This window comes from Streptomyces sp. NPDC059256 (assembly GCF_042753785.1).
Taxonomy (GTDB): domain Bacteria; phylum Actinomycetota; class Actinomycetes; order Streptomycetales; family Streptomycetaceae; genus Streptomyces.
The window spans coordinates 352083-376828 of sequence record NZ_JBHYZO010000006.1 but is presented as its reverse complement, the minus strand read 5'-3'; the positions used below and the strand labels follow the sequence as shown (position 1 = coordinate 376828).

Annotated in this window: 17 protein-coding genes; 13 read left to right on the top strand and 4 right to left on the bottom strand. The window is 68.0% G+C overall.

The genetic code is table 11. The features are described 5' to 3' along the window. The first annotated feature begins 451 nt into the window (after positions 1 to 451). The 3 genes from ACFXJL_RS17400 (at position 452) to ACFXJL_RS17390 (ending at position 5631) form a co-directional block, all read left to right on the top strand. Positions 452 to 2455: an IucA/IucC family protein gene (locus tag ACFXJL_RS17400; RefSeq protein ID WP_384693200.1), complete on the top strand. Its 2004-nt coding sequence runs from the start codon at positions 452 to 454 to the stop codon at positions 2453 to 2455. Between the two features lie 200 nt (positions 2456 to 2655). Further along, positions 2656 to 3384, top strand: coding sequence for a GNAT family N-acetyltransferase (locus tag ACFXJL_RS17395; RefSeq protein WP_384693197.1), 729 nt, complete (start codon positions 2656 to 2658; stop codon positions 3382 to 3384). Between the two features lie 276 nt (positions 3385 to 3660). Beyond that, a complete protein-coding gene (locus tag ACFXJL_RS17390; RefSeq protein ID WP_358878922.1) occupies positions 3661 to 5631 on the top strand; it encodes an ATP-dependent DNA helicase in 1971 nt (656 codons plus the stop codon). 124 nt (positions 5632 to 5755) lie between these two features. Here ACFXJL_RS17390 and lexA read toward each other — a convergent pair whose 3' ends face one another. Next, positions 5756 to 6550, bottom strand: a complete 795-nt coding sequence (gene lexA, locus ACFXJL_RS17385; RefSeq protein ID WP_358878923.1) for a transcriptional repressor LexA — start codon at positions 6548 to 6550, stop codon at positions 5756 to 5758. 691 nt (positions 6551 to 7241) lie between these two features. Between lexA and nrdR the strand changes: the two genes are divergently transcribed. Both nrdR and ACFXJL_RS17375 read left to right on the top strand, forming a co-directional pair. Beyond that, positions 7242 to 7754: a transcriptional regulator NrdR gene (nrdR, locus tag ACFXJL_RS17380; RefSeq protein ID WP_358878924.1), complete on the top strand. Its 513-nt coding sequence runs from the start codon at positions 7242 to 7244 to the stop codon at positions 7752 to 7754. Positions 7755 to 7923: 169 nt separating this feature from the next. Then, a complete protein-coding gene (locus ACFXJL_RS17375; RefSeq protein WP_384693193.1) occupies positions 7924 to 10815 on the top strand; it encodes a vitamin B12-dependent ribonucleotide reductase in 2892 nt (963 codons plus the stop codon). A 305-nt stretch (positions 10816 to 11120) separates the two neighbouring features. Here the strand turns inward: ACFXJL_RS17375 and ACFXJL_RS17370 are convergent, their stop codons facing one another. Beyond that, positions 11121 to 11645: a TerD family protein gene (locus ACFXJL_RS17370; RefSeq protein WP_384693191.1), complete on the bottom strand. Its 525-nt coding sequence runs from the start codon at positions 11643 to 11645 to the stop codon at positions 11121 to 11123. A gap of 215 nt (positions 11646 to 11860) precedes the next feature. Between ACFXJL_RS17370 and ACFXJL_RS17365 the strand changes: the two genes are divergently transcribed. The 6 genes from ACFXJL_RS17365 to ACFXJL_RS17340 all read left to right on the top strand — a co-directional run bounded on the left by ACFXJL_RS17365 (position 11861) and on the right by ACFXJL_RS17340 (position 18090). Next, positions 11861 to 12466, top strand: coding sequence for a YdbC family protein (locus ACFXJL_RS17365; protein ID WP_329023979.1), 606 nt, complete (start codon positions 11861 to 11863; stop codon positions 12464 to 12466). Positions 12467 to 12713: 247 nt separating this feature from the next. Beyond that, positions 12714 to 13373, top strand: coding sequence for a histidine phosphatase family protein (locus ACFXJL_RS17360; protein ID WP_384633302.1), 660 nt, complete (start codon positions 12714 to 12716; stop codon positions 13371 to 13373). A 12-nt stretch (positions 13374 to 13385) separates the two neighbouring features. Further along, positions 13386 to 14303: an ADP-ribosylglycohydrolase family protein gene (locus tag ACFXJL_RS17355; RefSeq protein ID WP_384633299.1), complete on the top strand. Its 918-nt coding sequence runs from the start codon at positions 13386 to 13388 to the stop codon at positions 14301 to 14303. 251 nt (positions 14304 to 14554) lie between these two features. Beyond that, positions 14555 to 16192, top strand: coding sequence for a DUF4173 domain-containing protein (locus ACFXJL_RS17350; RefSeq protein WP_384693186.1), 1638 nt, complete (start codon positions 14555 to 14557; stop codon positions 16190 to 16192). Between the two features lie 487 nt (positions 16193 to 16679). Next, positions 16680 to 17390: a ribonuclease HII gene (locus ACFXJL_RS17345; RefSeq protein WP_358878929.1), complete on the top strand. Its 711-nt coding sequence runs from the start codon at positions 16680 to 16682 to the stop codon at positions 17388 to 17390. Between the two features lie 82 nt (positions 17391 to 17472). Then, positions 17473 to 18090, top strand: coding sequence for a hypothetical protein (locus ACFXJL_RS17340; protein ID WP_384693183.1), 618 nt, complete (start codon positions 17473 to 17475; stop codon positions 18088 to 18090). 290 nt (positions 18091 to 18380) lie between these two features. Here ACFXJL_RS17340 and ACFXJL_RS17335 read toward each other — a convergent pair whose 3' ends face one another. Together ACFXJL_RS17335 and ACFXJL_RS17330 are read right to left on the bottom strand one after the other, a co-directional pair. Beyond that, positions 18381 to 19010, bottom strand: coding sequence for a hypothetical protein (locus ACFXJL_RS17335; protein ID WP_329023986.1), 630 nt, complete (start codon positions 19008 to 19010; stop codon positions 18381 to 18383). Positions 19011 to 19240: 230 nt separating this feature from the next. Then, complete coding sequence (locus tag ACFXJL_RS17330) at positions 19241 to 21466, bottom strand: RecQ family ATP-dependent DNA helicase (protein WP_384693180.1); 2226 nt, start codon at positions 21464 to 21466, stop codon at positions 19241 to 19243. Between the two features lie 111 nt (positions 21467 to 21577). Between ACFXJL_RS17330 and ACFXJL_RS17325 the strand changes: the two genes are divergently transcribed. Then, positions 21578 to 23113, top strand: a complete 1536-nt coding sequence (locus tag ACFXJL_RS17325) for a DUF4192 domain-containing protein (RefSeq protein WP_384693177.1) — start codon at positions 21578 to 21580, stop codon at positions 23111 to 23113. Between the two features lie 193 nt (positions 23114 to 23306). Then, entirely contained in the window at positions 23307 to 24071 is a 765-nt protein-coding gene (locus ACFXJL_RS17320) for an NUDIX domain-containing protein (protein ID WP_329023990.1), read from the top strand. The last annotated feature ends 675 nt before the right edge of the window (positions 24072 to 24746 follow it).

Genomic DNA, 24746 nt, shown 5'->3' with positions numbered 1-24746 from the left:
TCACCGGGGGCAGGCCCCCGGTGGGGCTACCCACCGCCATCAGACGGGCAGCGGACCCGTCGTGGGATCGTCGGAGGACCAGCGGACGTGGCTACTGACCCAACCCCCGCCCCCGCGGAGGGGTGTCGTCGACACCGCCTGATGCGGACGGGGTTCGAGCGCGCCATCGGCCCGTGCACCGACTGTGCCATCGTCACTCCTGCCCGATCGTGCGGCCTGCTCACGCGCAGCTGGAGGCGGGTGACAGCACGGAGTTCGGCACCGGGCCCGTTCGCGCAGCCGCCAGATCATCGCCTCACCGCCAGGTGCGCTGCGCTCGCCCTCCCTCCCTCAGGGCGGTACTCCTTCCGCTGCCCCGCCACTACGGAGAACGCCCCGACAGCGGTACGGAGTACAACCGCCGGCGTGGACCCGTTCGTCCCTCGACCCGAACCGACTCCGAGGAAGCACCATGACCGCCATCACCCCATCGGACACCTGCCATCCACCCGTTGCCGTCGCAGGTGCACCTGACCCGGCGAGAGGAACACCCGACGAGCGTGGCGCAGAGGAGGCGCCCACCGTCCCGCACCAGCGGCCCCGCGGACGCCGTGGCGACCACGCCACCTCGACGCCTTCAGTCGTCACCGCCAGGGAGGTCAGCGGCTCCGCCCACCCGCCGTCCGCAGTCCCCACGGGCGGCCAGCCATCCGAACCCCACGTCGAAGCGCGATCTGCCGACCCCCTCGACCACCCGGACGCCCGCCATGCCGCAGAGGCAGCCGCCATGGAGAACCTCCTGCGCTGCTGGGTGCGTGAGCACTCCCTCAACCGACCCGACGGACCGAGGCTGCGCATCGCCCTGCCGGCCAGCGGTACGGCACTGCTCGTACCGGTCCGCTACTGGTCGCCCACCGGCTGGCACCGCTTCGACCCTCCGAGCTGGGAGGGCACTCCCGACCACGCGCCCCGAGTCGACGCCGTCACACTGGCCTGTCTGTTGGGCCGCGAAGCACACGAGGACGCCGAGACCGACGGCGCCGAACTGGTGGCCCAGGTCCATGACTCCGTCCGCCACACCACGACCTTCATCGCCGCCCGTCGCCGCCACCCCGAACCGGCCCCCCCAGCAGATCTCTTCCTGACCGCCGAACAATCCCTGCTGCTGGGGCATCCCCTCCATCCGACACCCAAGAGCCGCGAGGGATTCACCGCGAGTGAACTACCCCGCTACTCGCCCGAGGCGTACGGCTCCTTCCCCCTGCACTGGCTCGCCGTCGACCGATCCGTCCTGGCCAGCGAATCCGCATGGACGGAACAGGGCCGAGCCCTGCCCGCCGACCAACTCATCACCCGACTCTGCGGGGACCTCCGCTCCCCCCAGCACACCGTCCCCCTCCCTCTCCATCCCTGGCAGGCGCTCGAACTGCGCCACCGCCCCGTCGTCGCAGCCCTGTTCGACTCCGGACTGCTCCACGACCTGGGACCCCACGGCGGCCCCTGGCACCCGACGTCCTCGCTCCGCACCGTGCACAGACCTGGCTCACCAGCCATGCTCAAACTGTCCCTGGGTGTGCGCATCACCAACTCCCGACGCGAGAACCTCCGCAAGGAACTCCACCGAGGCGTCGAGGTCCATCGGCTGCTGCGCACGGGCCTCGCCGGCCAATGGCAAGCCGCCCACCCCGGCTTTGACATCGTGCGCGACCCTGCCTGGTTGGCAGTCGACACCCGCGATGCCCACGGCCAACAGGAACCCGTGCCCGGGCTTGACGTCGTGCTGCGCCACAACCCCTTCCGCCCCCACGACGACGTGGTCTGTGTCGCCGCGCTGACGGCTCCACGCCCCTGGCCGGGCCGCACGGGCATGCACTCCCGCCTCAGCGATGTCGTCGAACGGCTGACGGCGAAGACGGGCCGCCCGTCGAGCGCCGTCGCCGCCGAGTGGTTCCTGCGCTACCTCGACCACGTGGTGCGCCCGGTGCTCTGGCTGGACGCGGTGGCCGGTGTTGCGCTGGAGGCGCACCAGCAGAACACCTTGGTGATCCTCGACCGCGATGGTTGGCCCATCGGCGGTCGATACCGCGACAACCAGGGCTACTACTTCCGGGAGTCGCGCCGCGAGGAGTTGCATCGGCGACTGCCCGGTATCGGACGGGCCAGCGACACCTTTGTCTCGGACGACGTCGCAGACGAGAGATTCGCCTACTACCTGGCGGTCAACAACATCTTCGGTCTCGTCGGAGCGTTCGGATCACAAGATCTGGTCGACGAACACGTACTGCTCGCAGCCTTCCGGCAGTTCCTCCTCTCCACTCGCACACTCGGTTCCCCCCTGCCGGCTCTGTTGCTGGAGGCACCGGCCCTTCGTGCCAAGGCCAATCTGCTCACGCGGCTCCATGGTCTGGATGAACTCGTCGGACCCGTCGACACCCAGTCCCTGTACGTCACCATCACCAACCCTCTCCATCGCTGAGGCCACCCGACCGTGTTACCGCACCCCGTCCATGTATCGATCGTCGAAGCACACCGGGACCCGATTGCTCCGCGGGATCCAACCGATCTGAAAGCACAGACCGGTCCGCCCACCACGGAGAGACATCGAAGAGGGCCGTCTCCCTCGGCGAGGGCAGCCCGCCGTCAGGCCGTGGGGGCGCCGCTCCCCGTGGGCACCGCATGAGCGGCCCCAGAGCGTGGTTCTCCGACACCGGCGTCATCCGTTCGGGTCCCGGCACCCCGTCAGCCGACACGACGCCTGGTAGCTCCGCCCGGTCACCCTCGATCCCGCACCCATCCGCGCCGCGTGACGTCTCGCCCGGTGCCGCCACCCCGGCACACCCACTGGACGACCCCGCCCACTGGGCCGCCGCCATGACTCCGGCCGGCCGATTCCATCTGGAGCCCGTGTCCATCGAACGGGATCTGCGCCGCATCACCCGCTGGATGAACGACCCCGCAGTGTCCGCGTACTGGGAGCTGGCCGGACCTCCGTCGATCACGCTCGCGCACGTGCGCCGACAACTCGACGGCGATGGACGGAGCGTCCCCTGCCTCGGACTCCTCGACGGCAGGGCAATGAGCTACTTCGAGATCTACCGAGCCGATCTCGACCCCCTCGGTCGGCACTACTCCGCGCGCACCGACGACACCGGTATCCATGTCCTGATCGGCAGCGACTCCGACCGGGGACGCGGTCTGGGCTCCTTACTCATCCGGGCCGTCGCAGATCTCGTGCTCGACCACCGCCCGGGCTGCGGACGGGTCCTTGCAGAACCGGACCTGCGCAACACTCCCTCGCTCGCCGCCTTCCTCGCGGCAGGCTTCCGCTACTCCTCGGAGATCGATCTCCCGGACAAGCGAGCCGCCCTGCTGGTGCGCGATCGGGGATATCGGAACCAGCTGTGAAGCACTCGCTGCCTTTGATGCACCGCTCAGGCCATATCGGTTCCCTGGCAGCCGAGCGTCGTCTTCCCGCCACGATCCTGACGGCGGACTTCCGGGATCTGCCGCTGCCCCGGGCCCGGGTCTCACCCTCCAGCGGTCCGCTCCGACGGACGAGCCGCCCCGAGGCACTTCCTCCCACCGTGACGCCGGTCCCGGAGGGCGGGTGCCCCCCCGGGGCGGTGCAACCTGGCGGGATCGGATCTGAATGTCAGTCCTGAGCCTTAGGGTGGTCGGCCTATGACGAAGCCATCCCTCCCTGAACTACTCCATGCCGCCGTGACCGCCGTCGGCGGTGTGGAGCGGCCCGGCCAGGTCAGCATGGCCGAGGCCGTGGCCCAAGCCGTCGACGACGGTTCTCACCTCCTGGTGCAGGCGGGCACCGGCACCGGTAAGTCGCTGGGCTATCTCGTGCCCGCCGTGGCCCACGGGGAGCGCGTCGTCATCGCGACGGCCACGCTGGCCCTCCAACGCCAGCTCGTCGAGCGCGACCTGCCCCGCACGGTGGACGCCTTGCACCCCCTGCTGCGGCGGCGACCGGAGTTCGCCATGCTCAAGGGCCGTTCCAACTACCTCTGCCTCCATCGGCTCCACGAGGGTGTGCCGCAGGAAGAGGAGGAGGGACTCTTTGACCCCTTCGAGGCGGCGACCCCGACCAGCAAGCTCGGACAGGACCTTCTGCGGCTGAGGGACTGGGCGGACGAGACGGAGACAGGGGACCGCGATGCCCTGACACCTGGAATCTCCGACCGAGCATGGTCCCAGGTCTCTGTTTCGTCCCGGGAGTGCCTGGGGGCGACCAAGTGCGCCTACGGGGCGGAGTGCTTTGCTGAGATGGCGCGGGAGCGGGCCAAACTCGCCGATGTGGTGGTGACGAACCACGCGCTGTTGGCGATCGATGCCATCGAGGGCGCGCCCGTCCTCCCGCCGCACGAGGTCCTGGTGATCGACGAGGCCCACGAGCTGGTTTCCCGGGTCACCGGAGCCGCGACGGGCGAATTGACCCCCGGCCAGGTGAACCGTGCTGTGCGGCGGGCGGCGAAGTTGGTCAATGAGAAGGCCGCGGACTCCCTCCAGACGGCGGCCGAGACCTTTGAGCGACTGATGGAGCTGGCATTGCCGGGGCGCTTGGAGGAGATCCCCGAAGATCTCAGCTATGCCCTTCTTGCGCTGCGGGATGCTGCGCGTACCGTCATTTCCGGGCTTGGCGCCACCCGGGACAAGTCGGTGCAGGACGAGGACGCCGTCCGCAAGCAGGCGCTCGCCTCCGTGGAAAGCATCCACGATGTCGCGGAGCGCATCACACAGGGCTCCGAATACGACGTGGTCTGGTACGAACGCCATGATCGATTCGGAGCGTCGTTGCGGGTGGCCCCGATGAATGTGTCGGGTCTGCTGCGCGAGAAGCTGTTCACTGAGCGCTCGGTGGTCCTGACCTCAGCGACCTTGAAACTCGGCGGTGATTTCAACGGAGTCGGCGCGTCGCTGGGACTCTCTCCCGAAGGGACCGAAGGAGAGGATGTTCCTCCGTGGAAGGGTCTCGACGTCGGTTCGCCGTTCGACTATCCGAAGCAGGGCATTCTTTATGTCGCACGCCATTTGACGGCACCGGGCCGTGAGGGCTCTCGTACGGACATGATGGATGAGCTGGCGGAGCTGGTTGAAGCCGCTGGTGGGCGCACACTGGGGCTGTTCTCGTCCATGCGAGCCGCGCAGGCCGCCGCCGAGGAGCTCCGTGGCAGGCTCGACCATCCGATCCTGCTCCAGGGCGAGGAAACGCTGGGTGAGCTGATCAAGTCCTTCGCGGCGGATTCCCGCACCTGCCTCTTCGGCACCCTGTCCCTCTGGCAGGGCGTGGATGTTCCAGGGCCCAGCTGTCAATTGGTGATCATGGACCGGATTCCCTTTCCCCGTCCTGACGATCCGCTGATGAGTGCTCGACAGAAGGCAGTGGAGGAAGCGGGCGGCAATGGGTTCATGGCCGTCGCGGCCACGCACGCCGCGCTACTGATGGCGCAGGGCGCCGGTCGTCTTGTGCGTGCCACGGGGGACCGGGGTGTCGTGGCGGTGCTGGACCCGAGGCTGGCCAACGCCCGGTACGGGAGCTTCCTCCGGGCTTCCCTCCCGGACTTCTGGTACACCACGGACCGTAACCAGGTGCGACGCTCCCTGGCGGCGATCGATTCGGTGGCGAAAGCGGACGGCGCATAAAGACCAGCGGGACCCATGGCTTCCCATGGGTCCCGCTGGTTCCTGAAGGAGACCTGCCCGTATGCGGCAGGCCCCGAGACCAGGCGCAGTGGGTCCCGGGGCCCGGTCAGGGGCGGCGGATGCCTCACACCCGCCGCAGCACCGCCACGACCTTGCCGAGGATCGTGGCGTCGTCGCCGGGGATCGGCTGGTACGCCGCATTGTGGGGGAGGAGCCACACGTGCCCGTTCTCCCGCTTGAAGCGCTTGACCGTGGCCTCTCCGTCAAGCATGGCCGCCACGATGTCACCGTTTTCGGCGACGGGCTGGCGGCGCACGGTCACCCAGTCGCCGTCACAGATGGCGGCCTCGATCATGGAGTCCCCGACGACCTTCAACACGAAGAGCTCGCCGTCACCGACCAGCTGCCGGGGAAGGGGAAAGACGTCCTCGACCGATTCCTCCGCGAGGATCGGACCGCCGGCCGCAATGCGCCCGACGAGCGGAACGTACGAGGCTGCCGGCTTGCCCGTGGTGTCGGTCGCTTGGGTGCTGGGCTGGTCGGAACCCCTCACCTCATAGGCTCGTGGCCGATGCGGGTCACGACGAAGGAATCCCTTCCGCTCCAGCGCCATCAATTGATGGGCTACGGAAGAAGTGCTCGACAGCCCCACGGCCTGCCCGATTTCACGCATCGACGGCGGGTAGCCGCGTCGTTGCACGGAGTCGCGGATCACCTCGATGACACGCCTTTGTCGATCCGTGAGTCCGGAACTGTCCGCCCTGATCCCTGGAGGTCGGCCGGGCAGCGAACGTGTGGGCCGAGAAGGCTCCGCCCCATCAGGGGTCGTGGCTGCGTCATTCATGGTGTGTACCGGCTCGAATCGATTCTGGGAGCGGTCTTGGGCAGTAATGGTGGCTGCGTCTGCGGTGGTGGTCACGTCGGCCCCTCTCGAATGGTCTCCCTAGCTGGACAACGGTAGTTGCTTTCGAAAGGTTGCGCCAAACACACGTTCGAGTGAAAAATCGTAGATTCGCTTACGTGGACATGGGGTTGGGTGTATGTGCGAACGGTTCACCCCGAAGGGCGGGAAGCCGACTTCCGCCGCCGCCCTATTGTCGGCGAATCGGCTCGGTCGGCCGTGGCTGCGTCGAGTCGGGATTACGGGGTGAATCCCGGTCCGCCGTGAATTGCCTTGGCTCCACGTTAGCCTCCTTGCGTCGCACTCAGGGGCGTCGGGTGACAGTTTGGCATCGGCGGCACCGGATTTCGGGGAGCCGGACCCGAAGTCCTGACGACCAGGCGTGTCCCGTACGCTCGACGTCGGTCCTCGCGCGGGCAAGTTCTCGGCCGGGTGTTTGAAGGGCCGCAGGGTGTTGTCCGTCCCGCAGTGCGCGGCGCACTGTCACCGCTCGAACGCCGACTGCGATCTGACGGAACTCCGCGACACGCGCTGGGCCGAGAAGTACGGCCAAACCCCAGATCTAGTGGTTGGATTGTGTACGCAGCCCAGAAGTTGTGGTCCCTGGTCTTTCAAGACGGCGGCCATCGCCTATGCTTGGGCTTGCTTCGGAGGTCCTCACGGGCCTGTTGAGGCTCGTCAGTCGTGCCATGAAGGAGGGTTGGGAACCATGCACTGCCCCTTCTGCAGGCACCCCGACAGCCGTGTCGTCGACAGCCGTACCACCGACGACGGGACGTCGATCCGGCGCCGCCGGCAGTGCCCGGACTGCGCTCGCCGATTCACCACGGTGGAGACGGCCTCGTTGATGGTGATCAAGCGCAGCGGGGTCACCGAGCCCTTCAGCCGCACCAAGGTCATCTCCGGAGTGCGCAAGGCATGCCAGGGTCGACCGGTCACCGAGGACGCACTCGCCCAGCTCGGCCAACGGGTCGAGGAAGCAGTGCGCGCCACCGGTAGTGCCGAGCTGACCACGCACGACGTGGGGCTGGCCATACTCGGCCCCTTGCAGGAGCTCGACCTCGTGGCCTACCTGCGCTTCGCGTCCGTCTATCGGGCGTTCAACTCACTCGAAGACTTCGAGGCGGCCATCGCGGAACTCCGCGTGAACAGGCCGCCCGCAGATGTGGACGGGCCCGGCGAGACCCTAGAGGTCCCGGTGCCCGCAGCCGCCACCGACTAGGCGACGTCGAGCGACACCGCTCGACCCCGCCGGCCGAAGATCCCGGCCGGAAGCGGGGCGGCAACAAGATCTGTCCCGGGCGCTGTGCTGCGCCCGAGACATCAGACACAGATGCCCACGGGAAGATCTGGGCACTTCAGGGCGTTTTTGCCCGTATATGGGAGGCGGCATGACAGAGACGACGAGCGGTCCGGCACGAGGGTCCCGCACCAAGGGAGCCAAGGCGACCAAGGGCCTTCGTATCGAGCGCATCCACACCACCCCCGGCGTGCACCCGTACGACGAGGTGGCCTGGGAGCGGCGTGACGTCGTCATGACCAACTGGCGCGACGGCTCGGTCAACTTTGAGCAGCGTGGCGTCGAGTTCCCCGACTTCTGGTCGGTGAACGCGGTCAACATCGTCACCAGCAAGTACTTCCGCGGTGCAGTCGGTACCCCGCAGCGTGAAACTAGCCTGAGGCAACTGATCGACCGGATCGTGAAGACGTACCGCAAGGGCGGCGAGGACCACAAGTACTTCGCCTCTCCCGCGGATGCCGAGATCTTCGAGCACGAGCTGGCGTACGCCCTCCTGCACCAGGTCTTCAGCTTCAACTCGCCGGTCTGGTTCAACGTCGGCACGCCGCAGCCCCAGCAGGTCTCGGCCTGTTTCATCCTCTCGGTCGACGACTCCATGGAGTCCATCCTCGACTGGTACAAGGAAGAGGGCATGATCTTCAAGGGCGGTTCGGGCGCCGGCCTGAACCTGTCCCGCATCCGTTCCTCCAAGGAACTGCTCTCCTCCGGCGGCAACGCCTCCGGTCCCGTCTCCTTCATGCGCGGCGCCGACGCCTCCGCAGGAACGATCAAGTCCGGTGGGGCGACCCGCCGCGCCGCCAAGATGGTGATCCTCGACGTCGACCACCCCGACATCGAGGGCTTCATCGAGACCAAGGTCAAGGAAGAGGAGAAGATCCGCGCCCTGCGGGACGCGGGCTTCGACATGGACCTGGGCGGCGACGACATCACGTCCGTCCAGTACCAGAACGCCAATAACTCGGTCCGTGTGAACGACGAGTTCATGAAGGCCGTCGAGTCCGGTGGCAAGTTCGGTCTCCGCGCCCGGATGACCGGTGATGTCATCGAGGAGGTCGACGCCAAGGGCCTCTTCCGCAAGATGGCCGAGGCCGCCTGGGCCTGCGCCGATCCCGGCATCCAGTACGACGACACGATCAACCACTGGCACACCTGCCCCGAGTCCGGTCGTATCAACGGCTCGAACCCGTGCAGTGAGTACATGCACCTGGACAACACGTCCTGCAACCTCGCCTCGCTGAACCTGATGAAGTTCCTCAAGGACGACGGCGAGGGCCACCAGTCCTTCGAGATCGAGCGCTTCGCGCAGGTCGTCGAGCTGGTCATCACCGCGATGGACATCTCGATCTGCTTCGCGGACTTCCCGACCCAGAAGATCGGCGAGAACACCCGCGCCTTCCGTCAGCTGGGCATCGGGTACGCCAACCTCGGCGCGCTCCTGATGGCCACGGGCCACGCCTACGACAGTGACGGTGGCCGCGCCCTCGCCGGTGCCATCACCTCCCTGATGACGAGCACCTCCTACCGGCGCTCCGCGGAGCTCGCTGCCGTGGTGGGCCCGTACGACGGTTACGCCAGGAATGCGGCACCCCACAACCGGGTCATGCGGCAGCACGCCGACGCCAACACCAAGGCGATCCGCGTGGACGATCTGGACTCCCCGATCTGGGCCGCTGCCACCGAGGCATGGCAGGACGTGGTCCGCCTCGGGGAGAGGAACGGCTTCCGCAACGCGCAGGCGTCCGTCATCGCGCCCACCGGCACCATCGGTCTCGCGATGTCGTGTGACACCACCGGTCTGGAGCCCGACCTCGCCCTGGTGAAGTTCAAGAAGCTCGTCGGCGGCGGCTCGATGCAGATCGTCAACGGCACGGTTCCGCAGGCCCTGCGCCGCCTGGGCTACCAGCCCGAGCAGATCGAAGCGATCGTCGCCCACATCGCAGAGAACGGCAACGTGGTCGACGCCCCGGCGCTCAAGACCGAGCACTACGACGTCTTCGACTGCGCCATGGGCGAGCGTTCCATCTCCGCGATGGGTCACGTCCGCATGATGGCCGCGATCCAGCCGTGGATCTCGGGCGCGCTGTCCAAGACGGTGAACATGCCCGAGTCGGCCACCGTCGAAGAGGTCGAGGAGATCTACTTCGAGGCGTGGAAGATGGGCGTCAAGGCGCTCGCGATCTACCGCGACAACTGCAAGGTCGGCCAGCCCCTCTCCGCGAAGACCAAGGAGAAGGAGAAGGCCGAGGTCACCGACATCACCAAGAAGACCGACGACACCATTCGGTCCGCGGTGGAGAAGGTCGTCGAGTACCGTCCGGTCCGCAAGCGTCTGCCCAAGGGCCGTCCCGGCATCACCACCTCCTTCACGGTCGGTGGAGCCGAGGGCTATATGACGGCGAACTCCTACCCGGACGACGGTCTGGGCGAGGTGTTCCTGAAGATGTCCAAGCAGGGCTCGACCCTCGCGGGCATGATGGACGCCTTCTCCATCGCCGTCTCCGTCGGCCTCCAGTACGGGGTTCCGCTCGAAACGTACGTCTCGAAGTTCACCAACATGCGCTTCGAACCGGCGGGAATGACGGACGACCCGGACCTGCGGATGGCGCAGTCGATCGTCGACTACATCTTCCGCCGGCTGGCACTGGACTTCCTCCCCTTCGAGACGAGGTCCGCGCTCGGGATCCACTCGGTCGAGGAGCGCCAGCGCCACCTGGAGACCGGTTCCTATGAGCCCACCGACGAAGAGCTCGACGTCGAGGGCTTGTCCCAGTCGGCACCGCTTCAGCAGGACCTGACGGTGGCGGCCCCGGCGCAGTCCGCCGCTCCTGCACCGCAGCAGGTGCACACCTCCGCCGAACTGGTCGAAATGCAGTTGGGCATCAGCGCGGACGCCCCGCTGTGCTTCTCCTGCGGTACGAAGATGCAGCGCGCGGGTTCCTGCTACATCTGCGAGGGCTGCGGCTCGACCAGCGGTTGCAGCTAGGACGGTTCGCCAGGCCAAGAGCCAGGACAAGAGCTAGGACAAAACGCCCGCCGGGCGTAGTGATCACAGCTCAGAGCGGCCCGGTCGAGAATTCGACCGGGCCGCTCTCTGTGGGTCACTTCGTTGCCGTCGGGTGGCAGGGAGCCGACCGCCGGCCTGGCGCAAGGCCCCGCGCCCGATGAGAAGACGCCCTGTTCAGCCAGCTTGCAGCTTGCGCACGTCGAGGGCCGGGCAGTTGGCCGAGTGCTCGTACGGACTCACCCCATCGGTTTCGGCCACGCCGGGTACGGGTGCCAGATGAAGGCTCAGTTCCGGCCCATCAGGCCGATGAACGCCTCGGGATCGGTGTCGAGGCCACGAACCGTCTCATGGAACAGCCAGGTGCCCGATTCGCCCCGCACGAACTCCGCGACCACTGCCGCCGTGGAGTGGGGCACCTCGGACAGCGTGCTCTTCCACAGCTCCGTCGGGCCCTCCGCGATGCGTACCACCGTGTTGTTCACATCGCTGAACGCGCGCCGACGGTCGCGCTGCTGAATGACCACCCCCACGACGACCCGCCCGTAGGTCGCCGCGAGTCGCTCGAACTCCAGGGTCAGCACCTCGTCGGCGCCGAAGCCCTGTCCCGTCTGGCTGTCCCTGGTCAGGGTGATCGTCCCGTCGGGCGACCGGCTGTCGAAGTGGACCGCGTAGGCCGGGTCGCCGTGCGGTTCGTCCACGGTGTAGGTCGCAGCGACGAGATCGAGGTCGTGGGCGGGTTCACCCAGCGGACTCGGATCCCATCGAAGACTCACCTCGACCTTGCCGACGCCCTTGCTCAGGCTGCTCAACAGATGTCCCTTCCCCGTAACTTCCAGCAGTTCTGGTTCTGTTGACCGTATCCGCTCGGTACCGGTCAGGGCGAGGAAATGTCTGGTCTACGCCCGTTCCGGGGGCGCGGGAGCCGGTGGGGGCGCGGGTTCCTTTTCGGTCGGTGCACCACAAGCACGGAGTACGCCCGGTAGCAGAGGGACCCCGGCCGCCCCCGGGGCCTTACGATGGCGCGGTGCTGGTCAAGTGGATTCGTTGCACCGTGGTGGACCGTCGTGGGTTCGAGCGGGGGCAGCGGAAGTGGGCGGGGCTGCTGGGTGAGCCGGGGTTTCGGGGGCAGAGCGGTGGGTGGAGCAGAGTACGACCCCACACCGCTCATATATTCGCGTTCTGGGAATCCCGAGCGTTCTACGACTCGTTCATGGCGCGTTCCCACGATCGCTTGGCCTCCGGGCAGTCGGGGACGTTCAAGGACATGCAGGTCAAGTTGTTCGACTACCGATTCGATGTGAAGACGGGCTTCGAGCCGCGATTCACCGACGTCGACGTGGTCCGGGTCGCGCACTGCACGGTCCGTGCGGAGCGGGTCGAGCACTATGCGTTGATGCAGGAGAAGGTCTGGAACCCGGCGATGGCCGGCTCGCCCGGGATGGTGCGGGGATTCTTCGGGGAAGCGCCGGGCCACGAGTTCTTGGTGATGTCGATGTGGAAGTCGGCCGCCGAGCACGGCAAGTACCGCCGGGAACGCGTGGAGCGACTGCTCCTGCGGGCTCAGGCGGAAGCCGACATCGAGGCGCTCGCCGGTGATGTCGTCGCGCTCGAACCGTCCTGGACGGTCTGAGTTCTGGCGCGCCGCTCGGGCGGGGGCAGCCCCGTAGTGTCTGCTGACGCCGCAGGGCCTGCTGATGGTCTCGTGTCAGCGGGGCAGGCATGGGCGGCGGCTGCTGATGCGCTGTACCTATTTCTGCTGATTTATCGCCTCTTCCTGTTGATTTATCGCTTCCGATGTGCCGCACCTCACCCGAGATCCGGGCCGGATCGAGCCGCTCGACCGCCCGCTTCGGCCGGGCCCGATCTAGGGTCGATGTATGGCAAGACCGCGACGCATCGTCCTCGTCCGACATGGTGAGTCGGAGGGCAACGCCGACGACACCGTGTACGAGCGCGAGCCTGATCACGCCCTGCGGCTGACGACTGCCGGAGTGGCACAGGCCGAAGAGGCCGGCGTTCGAATCCGTGAATTGTTCGGGGGCGAGCAGGTCAGCGTGTACGTCTCGCCCTACCGGCGCACCCATGAGACCTTCCGGGCGTTCGACCTCGATCCGTCCCTGGTCCGGGTGCGTGAAGAGCCCCGACTGCGCGAGCAGGACTGGGGAAACTGGCAGGACAAGGACGACGTCCAACTGCAGAAGACCTATCGGGACACGTACGGGCACTTCTTCTACCGCTTCGCCCAGGGCGAGTCGGGCGCCGATGTGTACGACCGAGTGGGTGCCTTCCTGGAAAGCCTCCATCGCAGTTTCGAATCCCCTGACCATCCGCCCAATGTGCTGCTGGTGACGCACGGTCTGACCATGCGGCTGTTCTGCATGCGTTGGTTCCATTGGACGGTCGCGGAATTCGAATCCCTCTCCAATCCCCGTAATGGAGAGATGCGGGTGCTTCAGTTGGGGGATGACGGGCGCTACACCCTTGACCTGCCCTTTGACCGCTGGCGCACCCCCGAACCGTATGGGACGGGCGGATAGGGTGACAGGAAGATGATCACTGACTTCTCTCCCGCCCTGCGGCTCGCCCGGGCCCTGGACAGTCTGCGCGGCCTGGCCGTGGGGGATGCCCTGGGTGCCCGGTTCTTCGTGCCGTCGAACCATCCGCTGCTGAAGCGACGCGAAGTGCCGCCCGGTGACTGGCCGTGGACCGACGACACCGAGATGGCCTGTTCGGTCGTGGCCGTACTCGCCGAACACGGCAGGATCGACCAGGACGCCCTCGCCAGCTCGTTCGCCCGCCACCACGACGCCGACCGCGGCTACAGCCCCACGGTCAACCGGATGCTGCGGCTCATCGGGGAGGGCGGCGATTGGCGGGAACTCGCGGTGGGCCTGTTCCAGGGGCAGGGTTCCTGGGGCAACGGTTCAGCCATGCGGACCGCCCCGCTCGGGGCCTGGTACGCCGATGACCCCGAGCAGGCCACGCACCAGGCTGAGATCTCCTCCTACACCACGCACCAGCACCGCGAGGCCGTGGTGGGCGCCATGGCCGTGGCCGGCGCCGCCGCCCTTGCTGCGGCTCCGACGGGTCCACCGTCGGCGGAGGAGCTGTTGGATGGCGTGATCGCGCTGCTGCCGCGCAGTGCTGTGGGGGCGGGGCTGCGCAGGGCCCGCGACATGCTCGACTACGACGACGCGGCGACCGTCGCCGCCGTCCTCGGCAGCGGACGACGGGCCAGCGCCCATGACACGGTTCCCTTCGCGCTCTGGTCGGCGGCACGATCGCTGGGAGACTTCGAGAACGCGTTCTGGACCACGGTCGAGGTCGGTGGGGACATGGACACGACCTGTGCGATCGCGTGTGGAGTGGTCGCCGCCGGCAGTGGTGGACAGCCACCCGAGGCGTGGCTCGGGCGGACCGAGGAACTCCCCGACTGGCTCCTGCGAATCCCTGACCGAGGCGAGTGATCACCGCCCGTACCGGGTTCCTCCTGCTGCGAAGGTGCCCGGAGTGCGGGAAGTGCGCCCGGTACGGGAAGTGTCACGGTCCTGATCCAGGAGGCCCACGGCCGACGCACTGCCTGCTGGCCTGAGCCTAACCTTCCGTCACGTGCGCCTCCGGATCACCGCCACTGATCCTCGTACGGCGTACGCAGACGAGTCCTCCGGGTCGTCGGGCTCCCTGGTCGAGCCGCCCGACCCGAGGGGGAGGGGGATACATGCCTGACGTACGTGCCGCAGGAGACACAGCCGACGAACCAGGGCCATCGCCGAAGAGCGCCAATGCGCCCGCGCCGTCCGATGAGTCGAACGACCCATGGGCAACACCCGGCCCGAAGAAGAACCGGAGCGAATCCACCTCCTGGGCCGTGACCGTACGCTCTCGACCCCCGGCCCCGGCCACGGCCGCCACCTTGTGGTCAGTGCTGGCCACCGGTGTGCTCTGCGCCTTGCTCCTGGGCGAAGGGCTCGGGGTGAATCTGCTGCTCGTGGCCATGACTACCACGCTCGCAGCCTCCTTCGCCGCCCGTCGGGCTGGCCGCAGACCGCGGCCCTGGACATGGGCGTGGGCCCTCGGCGGACTCGCCCTCCTGGCGGTGCCCGCCCTCCGGGACGCCGGGTGGCCCACCTTCCTCGCCGTGGTCGCCGCGCTCGCTGCCGCCTCCCTCGCTCTGCACGGAAGCCGCACCTGGCTCGGGGTCCTCCTCGGCTCGGTGGGACTGTTGAACTCGCTCGTCCTCGGCATCGAGTGGGCGCGGCGCGGGCTCCGTGACCGTCTCAGCGGCTCCCATGGACGCTGGGGGCCTGCGGTGCGCACCCTGGCGGTCGCCGTCGTACTGCTGGTCGTGTTCGGAGCGCTCTTCGCGGGAGCGGACGCGGCCTTCGCGGATCTGCTGGGTGCGCTGGTCCCGGACGTGTCCGTGGCCGACGGTCCCTGGCGGGTCCTCCTGTTCCTCTGCGGTATCGCCGGAGCGCTGGCCGCCGCACACACGGCGGCGGCGCCCCTGCGCTGGGACCGCCTCGCCCTGCGCTCCGGGCGGGCCCGCCCGAGGTGGGAGTGGGCCCTGCCACTGATCGTGCTCGACCTGCTCTTCGCGGTGTTCATCGCCGTGCAACTCGCGGTTCTCTTCGGCGGCTACGACAGAGTCCTGAACGAGACCGGCCTCAGCTACGCCGAGTACGCCCGCCAGGGCTTCTGGCAACTCCTGTGCGCGACCCTGTTGACGCTGCTCGTGATCGCACTCGCCCTGCGCTGGGCACCCAGAGCCGACCCGCGCGATCGCACCCTCGTGCGAGCCGTTCTGGGGGCCCTGTGCCTGCTCACCCTTGTCGTCGTGCTGGCCGCCCTACGACGCATGAACCTGTACGTCGACGCCTACGGGCTCACTCGACTGCGGATCTCGGTCACCGCCATGGAGATCTGGTTGGGGCTGGTGATCGTACTGATCATGGTCGCCGGTCTGGTCGGGGCCGCCTGGCTGCCTCGCGCGGTCGCTGCGAGCGCCGGAGCGGCCGTTCTCACCTTCGGACTGATGTCACCGGACGCCATCGTGGCCGAGCGGAACGTACAGCGCTTCGAACGCACCGGCAAGATCGACGTCACATACTTCCAGCAACTCTCAGCGGACGCCGTGCCCGCTCTCGACCAACTGCCCGAGCCGTGGCGCTCCTGCGCCCTGAAGGGGATCGCCGCGGACCTCAAGGGCGACGAAAGGGCTTGGTACGCGACCAGTTGGGGGCAGGTCCGCGCTCGGGAGATCCTGGCACAACGAGGGATCGAAGCCCATCCGGTCTGTGCCGATGGCAACGGATACCGTGCCGTGCACCGTGATGGCGCGGTGTCGGGCGCTGGCTGAAGTCCTGTTCGGCGCCGCGGAGTGGATTCCGAGAGGGGCCGCCCTGTGCCGCAGCCCCGGTTGTCCGATCACGACCGGGTGCCGCGCGCTTGTATCTCTTTGCGTTCCCAAAGGTCGAGAAGGTTCCCGAAAGCGATAACGATGAGCGCCTCCGAGGATCTGCTCACCACCCAATTCGCCCGCCTGAACAGGGGTGATGGTGCCCATCGGGGGAGCCGGCACCTCCTCCGGTGAACAAATCGATCCAACGAGTCAATGTGCGTGAGTGAACAGTTACCTAGGGCTCCTTTCGATGGAAGGGGTGAGGGCTCTCGACAGTGTGACTCCCGGCGGCGACAGCGGACCCCACACCTCCGTGCAGGCGGTGAATCGGCAGCGGGTTGCACCGAAGGACACGGCCGGGCCGCCCCGATTTCGCTCGTGACGACAGCAAGAGGGGAATCCGGTTGCCGTGGTCCGGGTGGGGCGGCGTAACCTTGCTGGCGCCATGCCGTACGAACCACCCACACACACAGTCGAGCGCTCGATCCGAGCGACCACAGGCGCCAAGGTCATTGCTGGTGTCGACGAGGTCGGACGGGGGGCGTGGGCCGGTCCCGTCACGGTGTGCGCAGCCATCACCGGACTGCGCCAGCCTCCCGCCGGACTCACCGACTCCAAGCTACTGAGCCCCAAGCGACGCAATGAGATCGCGGCCGAACTGGAAACCTGGGTCACCGCTCATGCGCTCGGGCACTCCTCGCCCGAAGAGATCGACCAACTGGGGATGACCGCAGCCCTACGGCTCGCAGCGTGCCGCGCCCTCGATGCACTACCGGTGCGCCCGGACGCGGTCATCCTCGACGGGAAGCACGACTACCTCGGCTCTCCCTGGCAGGTCCGCACGGTCATCAAAGGCGACCGCTCGTGCATCGCGGTGGCGGCGGCGTCCGTCATCGCCAAGGTACGTCGCGACGCGATGATGGCCGAGCTGCCCGGCGAGTTCGCGGACTTCGCCTTCGCCGCCAACGCGGGATACCCCTCGCCCGTGCACAGGGCTGCGCTGGAAGAACTGGGGCCAACGCCCTACCACCGACTTTCCTGGGCCTATCTGGACGCGCTGCCCCGATGGCAGCACCTCAAGAAGGTCCGGGTTCCCGTCGTTCCCGTCACTGCGGCGGAAGGCGAGAGCGAGGGACAGCTCGGCTTCGACTTCTGAACCGGTCCGTCGAGCGGACCGATCGCACTTTCGTGCCCACCCGCCTATGCCATTCGAACCGGCATTTGATAGACATCCACCCATGCCTCTCATCCCCGAGGAGCCTCACATTCACGAGAGCGCCCAGGGTCCCCGCGTCACTCCGGCCACCGGCCGTACCGCGCCGACCCCTCGTCCCGTACCCGGTCCGCGTTCCACGGCGACCCCCCGTCCCAGCGTCCCGGGGGCCACGGCGGTCAAGCCCGCACCGCCACAACGCACGCCGTCCTCCGGCGGCCAGCCCCTCGCTGCCGTTGCCGAGACCAGCCCTCAGCCTCAGATCCAACTGATCCCCGCGCCCGCGGAAGGCGCACTCGACGCCGCCGACGAGACGGTGGACCTACTGCTCGACACAGGGCGCGCTCCCGGTGACGTGCTGGTGCTGACCACGGGGCAACCGCACCCGTGGGCCGCGCACGAGAGGTCCTTCGGTGAAGCGGCCTACTGGGCCCAGCACGATGCCGGTGACGATGTCTTCTACGCGGACGTCACCGCGGTCGAGCGCGCCCGGTCCAGGCCGGTGGTGATCGTGGCCGTCAACGGCGGCGGCGACGATGACGCCGCCCGCACTTTGCCGGCTGCGCTGGCCAAAGCGGGTGCACTGTTGATCGTGTGTGGAGATCCGCAGCGCATCAACAGCGCTTTGGGCGTTGCGGTCTGAGGCTGTGCGCGTGCACTGCCTGGACATGTGTCACGCCGGCGCTCGTGCTTTGGCGCGGAACGTCGGTGGGTACGGTGCGGCTCGCCGTTCTGCTGTGTCAGCAGTCGGCGGCGAGCCGGCGAACGATGCCCTGAGCGCGGCGGAGTGAGTTCGTCGGCCGCCGTGTGGCGTCGACGGCTGGTCGCCCCGAGGCGCAGAAGTCCTGTCGAGCGGGCAGGGTCGTGCGGCGGCTCGTACGGGTCTTGATCAGAGCAGATGTCAGAGGTCCCCGGGCATGGTGCCCGGGGACATCAGCGTGCTGCCGTGCGACGCAGCATCTCGGATGCGCCACTGGCGGTGCGTAGTTTCATCGGCTCGGCCGCTGCCGACACTTCGGCCAGGTCACCGGGGGTCGAGGTGGAGTTGGGGCGTCGCCCGCCCCGCCCCTCTCCCAGTACCTGCCAGCCGCCTCGGGTCAGGGTGATGTAGGCACCGCACCGCAACCCGTGCAGGGTGCACGCATCGCGGAGCCCCCACATCCAGGCACCGTCCTCCTCGGTCCACCGCTCGTCACCCTCACGGCAGTAGAGGAGCACGGCCGTTCGCACCGGGGTGCGGCGGCGTAGGTCGTGCGGAATCACCCGACGGAGATTGGCCAGCAGTGCGTTTCGGAACTCCCAGCCGTCCGCCAAGGCGGTACGACGGGTGAACGATGCACTGGCGGTGAGCCGTTCCTCGGGATCGAGCACAGCGACGACGGCTGTCGTCAACGTCGGCTGGTGGCGGGCATGCAGCCCGCTGACCACCTCTCTGGGGTTACGCAGGAGCGGGATACCGGCTTCCGCCCATTCCCCAGGTTGAAGCATCCTGGCGAGGCGGCTGGCGGAGTTGGCCCTGGCGGTGATTGAGGTGGCTGCGGACGAAGCGAATCCGAAGGTCACAGTCCTCCCTTCGCATACGCGCCCACAGTGCGGGCAGGGTCGGGTGAGGGCGCACCGCGACACAGCCCTGTGAGACCGCGAACGGGCTGTGCGGGGAGCAGTTCAATTCTTCCTGGCCCGTCCGGATGCGGCAACGAGCAATTTGGCATCAGCGGCGGGAATCTGCGGGTATGCCTCTCATATCCCTTCCCACAAAAGCTGCCTGTGACCCCTCCTGTGTCCTCCTGGTGTCACGCTTGAACCGCTAGGACCAGCGGAAACACCCCCGTCGCCCCAGCTTTCAGCAGGAGTCGGGCCGCCACAGCCAAGGTCCAACCAGATTCAGAAATATCATCGACCAGAAGAACGGGGCCGCCCCCGCTGAGGGCCTCCGCCAGACCTGGCGGTACGACGAAGGCGTCGTACAAGGTTCGCACGCGCTGAGCGCTGTTCGTACGCGAGGGTCGGGACTCCATGCCCTCCGGGGTGTAGGCCACCGAGCCCAGCAGCGGCAAGCGACCCACCTCGGCGATGCGCGCACCCAGAGAACCGACCAACTCAGGGCGGCTACGCGAAGCCACGGTCACCACGCCGATCGGACGGGCCGGGGCGTCAGCCGTCCCGGACGCCCAGCCCCCCGGACCCTTCGCCCAGTCGGCGAGCACTGTCACGACAGCCTGGGCCACATCATCCGGGATAGGGCCGTCGGACGCCTGCGGAGCCAGCAGCGGCCGTAGCCGGTTGCCCCAGCCGATGTCGGAGAGCCGGCCCAGCGCCCGCCCGGCGGAAGCCTGCTCGGAGACAGGGATCCGGCCCTTGAGCCCGACGCCCACGGACGCGAGCCCCGTCGGCCACATCTTCCGGGGCTCCACCTCGACACCTGGCCGGCTGAGTTCACCGCGGGCGGTTTCGAGGGCCGCATCCGAGACCTTGTCGCTGAACCGACCGCCCGCACAGTTGTCGCAGCGCCCACAGGGCGTTGCCGCCTCGTCGTCCAACTGCCTTCGGAGGAACTCCATCCGGCACGCAGAGGATCGCGCATACTCCCGCATCGCCTGCTGTTCGACCTCCCGCTGCTTGGCCACCCGGGCGAAGCGGTCGGCGTCGTAGGTCCAAGGCTGGCCGGTGGCCGTCCACCCCCCCTTGACCCGTCGCACCGCCCCATCCACGTCCAGCACCTTCAGCATGGTCTCCAGCCTGGTGCGCCGCAGGTCCACCAGCGGTTCGAGCGCGGGCAGGGAGAGCGGACGATCCGAACGCGCCAACACATCGAGGGTGCGCCGGACCAACTCCTCAGTAGGAAAGGCGACCGAGGCGAAGTACTTCCAGATCGCTTCGTCCTCCTTGCCCGGCAACAGGAGCACCTCGGCGTGCTCCACACCACGGCCTGCGCGCCCCACCTGCTGGTAGTAGGCGATCGGCGAGGAAGGTGAGCCCAGGTGGACGACGAAGCCGAGGTCGGGCTTGTCGAAGCCCATGCCGAGCGCGGAGGTCGCCACGAGGGCCTTGACCCGGTTGGCGAGAAGGTCCTCCTCGGCCTGCTGGCGGTCGGCGTTCTCCGTGCGACCGGTGTACGAGGCGACCACATGCCCGCTGCGGCGAAGGCTGGTGGTGACCTCCTCGGCCGCGGCGACCGTGAGTGTGTAGATGATTCCGGATCCTGGCAGCTCCCCGAGATGGTCGGCGAGCCAGGCCAGCCGGGTGGCCGCATCGGGCAGTTGGAGTACGCCCAGACTGAGACTCTCGCGATCCAACGGGCCCCGGAGCACCAGGGCGTCGGACTCTCCACCTGCGCCACCACCCGTGCCCAGCTGTTCGGCGACGTCAGCCGTGACGCGGGCGTTGGCCGTCGCAGTCGTCGCCAGCACCGGAACGTCAGAGGGCAGTTCGGCCAGCATGGTGCGAAGCCGACGGTAGTCGGGGCGGAAGTCGTGACCCCAGTCGGAGATGCAGTGGGCCTCGTCCACCACGAGCAGCCCGGTGGCGGCGGCGAGTTGGGGCAGCACCTCGTCCCGGAAGTCGGGGTTGTTCAGACGCTCCGGACTGACGAGGAGAACATCGACGCTGCCTGCGGTGATCTCCTGCTGGATCTGGGCCCACTCCTCGCTGTTCGACGAGTTGATCGTCCGGGCGTTGATCCTCGCCTTGGCTGCTGCTTCCACCTGGTTGCGCATGAGGGCGAGCAGTGGGGACACGATGACGGTCGGGCCGCTGCCCCGTCGACGCAGCAACGAGGTCGCCACGAAGTAGACCGCGGACTTGCCCCACCCCGTCCGTTGAACGACCAGCGCCCGACGTTTCTGGGCGACGAGCGCTTCGATCGCACGCCACTGGTCGTCACGCAGCCGAGCTCGGCCCGTGTCGTCCGAGACGAGACGGGCCAGGACGGCGTCGGCCTCCGCCCGCAGACCCGCGAGGTCAGTGATGTCGACCGGGTCGGTGGAACGCCTGTCTTCCGTTTGGTCTGCGTTGGTCATGGCTCCATGCAACAGGACGACACCGACAATGCGCGAACGGTGCCTCCACCCTGTGGATAACGTTATCCACAGGGGTCGCGGGGCTGGAGGCGGCACGGGATCGTCTTGGACATGAACAGCCACCATGAATCCATGGGCACCGATGAACAGCAGGTCACCCTGCGTAGTGCCGCCGAACTTGCCGATGCCCTGCCCTATGTCCTGGGGTACCACCCGAGCGACTCCATCGTCGTCGTGGCACTGCACGGCAGCCGGGGCCGCTTCGGCGCCCGCGTGCAGCTGGGCATTCCGCCCTCACCGTTGGAATGGCCGTCCGTCTCGCAGCAGCTCGCGGAATGCCTGATCGAAGGCAGCGAGCGTCACGGCCGCCGCCCCGACGGCATCGTCGTCTTCCTCTGCCAGGACCCCACCGACAACGAGAGCGCCCGAGCGGCGATGGAGCGACTGCGACCGCTCTCCCACTCGCTGAGGACCGCGTGCGGTGCTCTCGACGTCCCGGTCTACGAGGCGCTGTGCATCTCCGCAGGACGGTTCTGGTCGTACTGCTGCCCCGATGACCGTTGCTGCCCATCGGAGGGAAACGAGCTGGCGATTCCGGGTACGTCCGTCATGGCCGCTGCAGCGGCCTACGCAGGAGTCCGGGTGCGTGGATCGCAACGGGAACTGGAGGCGCGACTACGACCTCCCTCGGTGGGATCCACGACGGACCAGCGCAGGGCGCTGGACAGGGCGGGCACCGCGATGGTGACCCGACTGCTCGAAGGAGGTGCACGGACGGCGATCTCCGACGAGACCCTGGCACTGGCAGGTGTGGTGATGGCGCGGATCGCCGGAACGCGCCCATCGGCGGCTGACTACGAGGCTGACGTCGAGGACGACTCCCTCCTCACGGTGGACGAGGCCGCCATCCTGATCCATGGACTCCAGGACCGGGAAACCCGGGACAAAGCGGCCCGATGGTCCGAAGGCTCCGCCGCCGAGTCTGCCCTGCGGCTCTGGCGGGCCCTGTCACGACGGTGCGTCAGCCCCTACGCGGAGTATGCCGCTCCATCCCTGACCCTCGCGGGCTGGACGACGTGGTCCCTCGGGGACAAACCCGCTGCCAGGGTCGCCTTCGGGCTCGCCCTCAGCAGGGATCCTCAGTACATCCTTGCGCGACTCTTCCAACAGGCGTGCAACCAGGATCTCGACGTGGAGACCGTCCGCCAGTGCCTTCGCATGGGTCACGGCCAGACCACCGCCGCCAGCACAGTGGCTGCACGAACAGCATCGGATGTACGGGGAGATCAGTCGTCAACGGCGCTCCCGCTGGTGCCCGAGGTGAACGCACGGCCGAGGACGACCGCCGAAACCGTTGAGAGCACCGGCACGGGCGAACCCTCCGAGGCACAGATGACCATCGCCATCTCGGCGGAGGAGTCCGCACCGATCATCGCGCAGCACGACTCCACGGATTCCCGCCGGCGCCCGAGGCAGGCTCCGAAGAAGCACCCGGAACCTTTGCGAACGGGGCGCAGTCGGCCGCCTTCGCCCGCGAAGCCGCGCCAGGCCGACCGGGCCCGGCCTGGTAGCACTCGCGTCGACCGGTCACGGCGACACGATCCGGACCGCCGGGAAGCGGAGCGGGAAACGGAGAAGGAAGGGTGAAGATCGTTACCGTGTGCCAGTCGGCCGCGCCCAGACCTGATCGCACCCCATTCGTGTCAAAGGCACCGCAGACTCGGAGGGACGAAGCAGGCTCGCCCAGGAGCCTCTTCGGTCCGGGCGAAGCGGAAGTAAAGAAGAGCTCCCAGGCAGGGAAAACCGTGTTTATCGTCAGGCAGACGACTATGATCACGGCATGCCTCCCTACGACCCGTCGGCCTATCCCCCCTTCGCAGTCACCGTCGACCTGGTCGTGCTCACCGTGCGACGTCATGCGCTCTGTGCACTGGTCGTACGCCGCGGAGAGTCGCCCTTCCAGGGACGCTGGGCCCTTCCCGGCGGCTTCGTGCGGGGAGAGGAGGACCTGGCGGCTGCCGCAGCCCGAGAACTCGCCGAGGAGACCGGGCTCTATGCCCACGATCCCCACTCCCCGGCCTCCGGCAACGGTGCGCACCTGGAGCAACTCGCAACCTACGGTGATCCCATGCGCGACCCCCGTATGAGAGTGGTGAGCGTCGCGCACCTGGTGCTGGCTCCGGATCTGCCCGCACCACGACCGGGTGGCGATGCGAACAGCGCGCGGTGGGCCTTCGTTGAGGATCTGCTCAGTCAGGACAGCGGATCGGGGCGTGAGGGCGAGTCGCCCGCACCACTGGCGTTCGATCATGCGCGCATCCTGGCGGACGGAGTGGAGCGCGCCCGGTCAAAGATCGAGTACTCCTCCCTGGCCACCGCTTTCTGCCCACCGGAGTTTACGGTGGGGGAGTTGCGCAGGGTCTACGAGGCGGTGTGGGGGGTCGCGCTCGACCCCAGGAACTTCCACCGCAAGGTGACCGGCACGCCAGGGTTCCTGGTGCCATCCGGTGGCACCACCACGCGGCAGGGAGGACGTCCCGCACAACTCTTTCGGGCCGGTGGTGCCACCGTGCTCAACCCGCCGATGCTCCGGCCGGAGGTCTGACGGGGGCTCTGAAATAGGGCGGCTGACGGATGTTCAGCTCTGCTGCCCGTGTCGACGGCGGCAAGGTCCAGGGGGCGACGTGGGGGAAGGGTGGACGGACCTCATGGGTCCGGGGCGGGATCCTCGGCGGCAGCTGGACGGTACAGCCGCGGGGGTGAGCCACACATTTATGAATCGTCGCCGAACAACCGTGACGACTGACCTGTAGGGGGAGTTCCCTCGCCGGGAGCCGGGAGCCGGGAGCCGGGAGCCGGGAGCCGGGAGCCGGGAGCCGGGAGCCGGGAGCCGGGAGCCGGGAGCCGGGAGCCGGGAGCCGGGAGCGTTTGGGGCGCGGGTGCGTTTCGGCGGTGGCGCATGGAGCTCCAACTCCGTGATGGAGGGCTCTCGACGCCCAGAGCGCATCTCCTGGAGGCAGGTCCAGGCATTCGGCCCGAAGTGTTGGACCGGTTGCTCCCGGCCGGGGCGTACAGGTCTGTGCGTGCGACCGGGGTGAAGCTGCAGGCGGTGGTGGTTCCTCGGTGCCTCCATGCCGCCCATGGCGCGCCGAGGGGCTGTGCGGTCCACTGCGCCGCCCAGGGCTCACATCGGCACCCAGGGCGCACCGAAGCGCCCGCGGTGCGGTAGAGGGCCTTCTGGGCGCCTTGGCGGGGGTCGGTAGGGAGAGGGGGCGCGTGC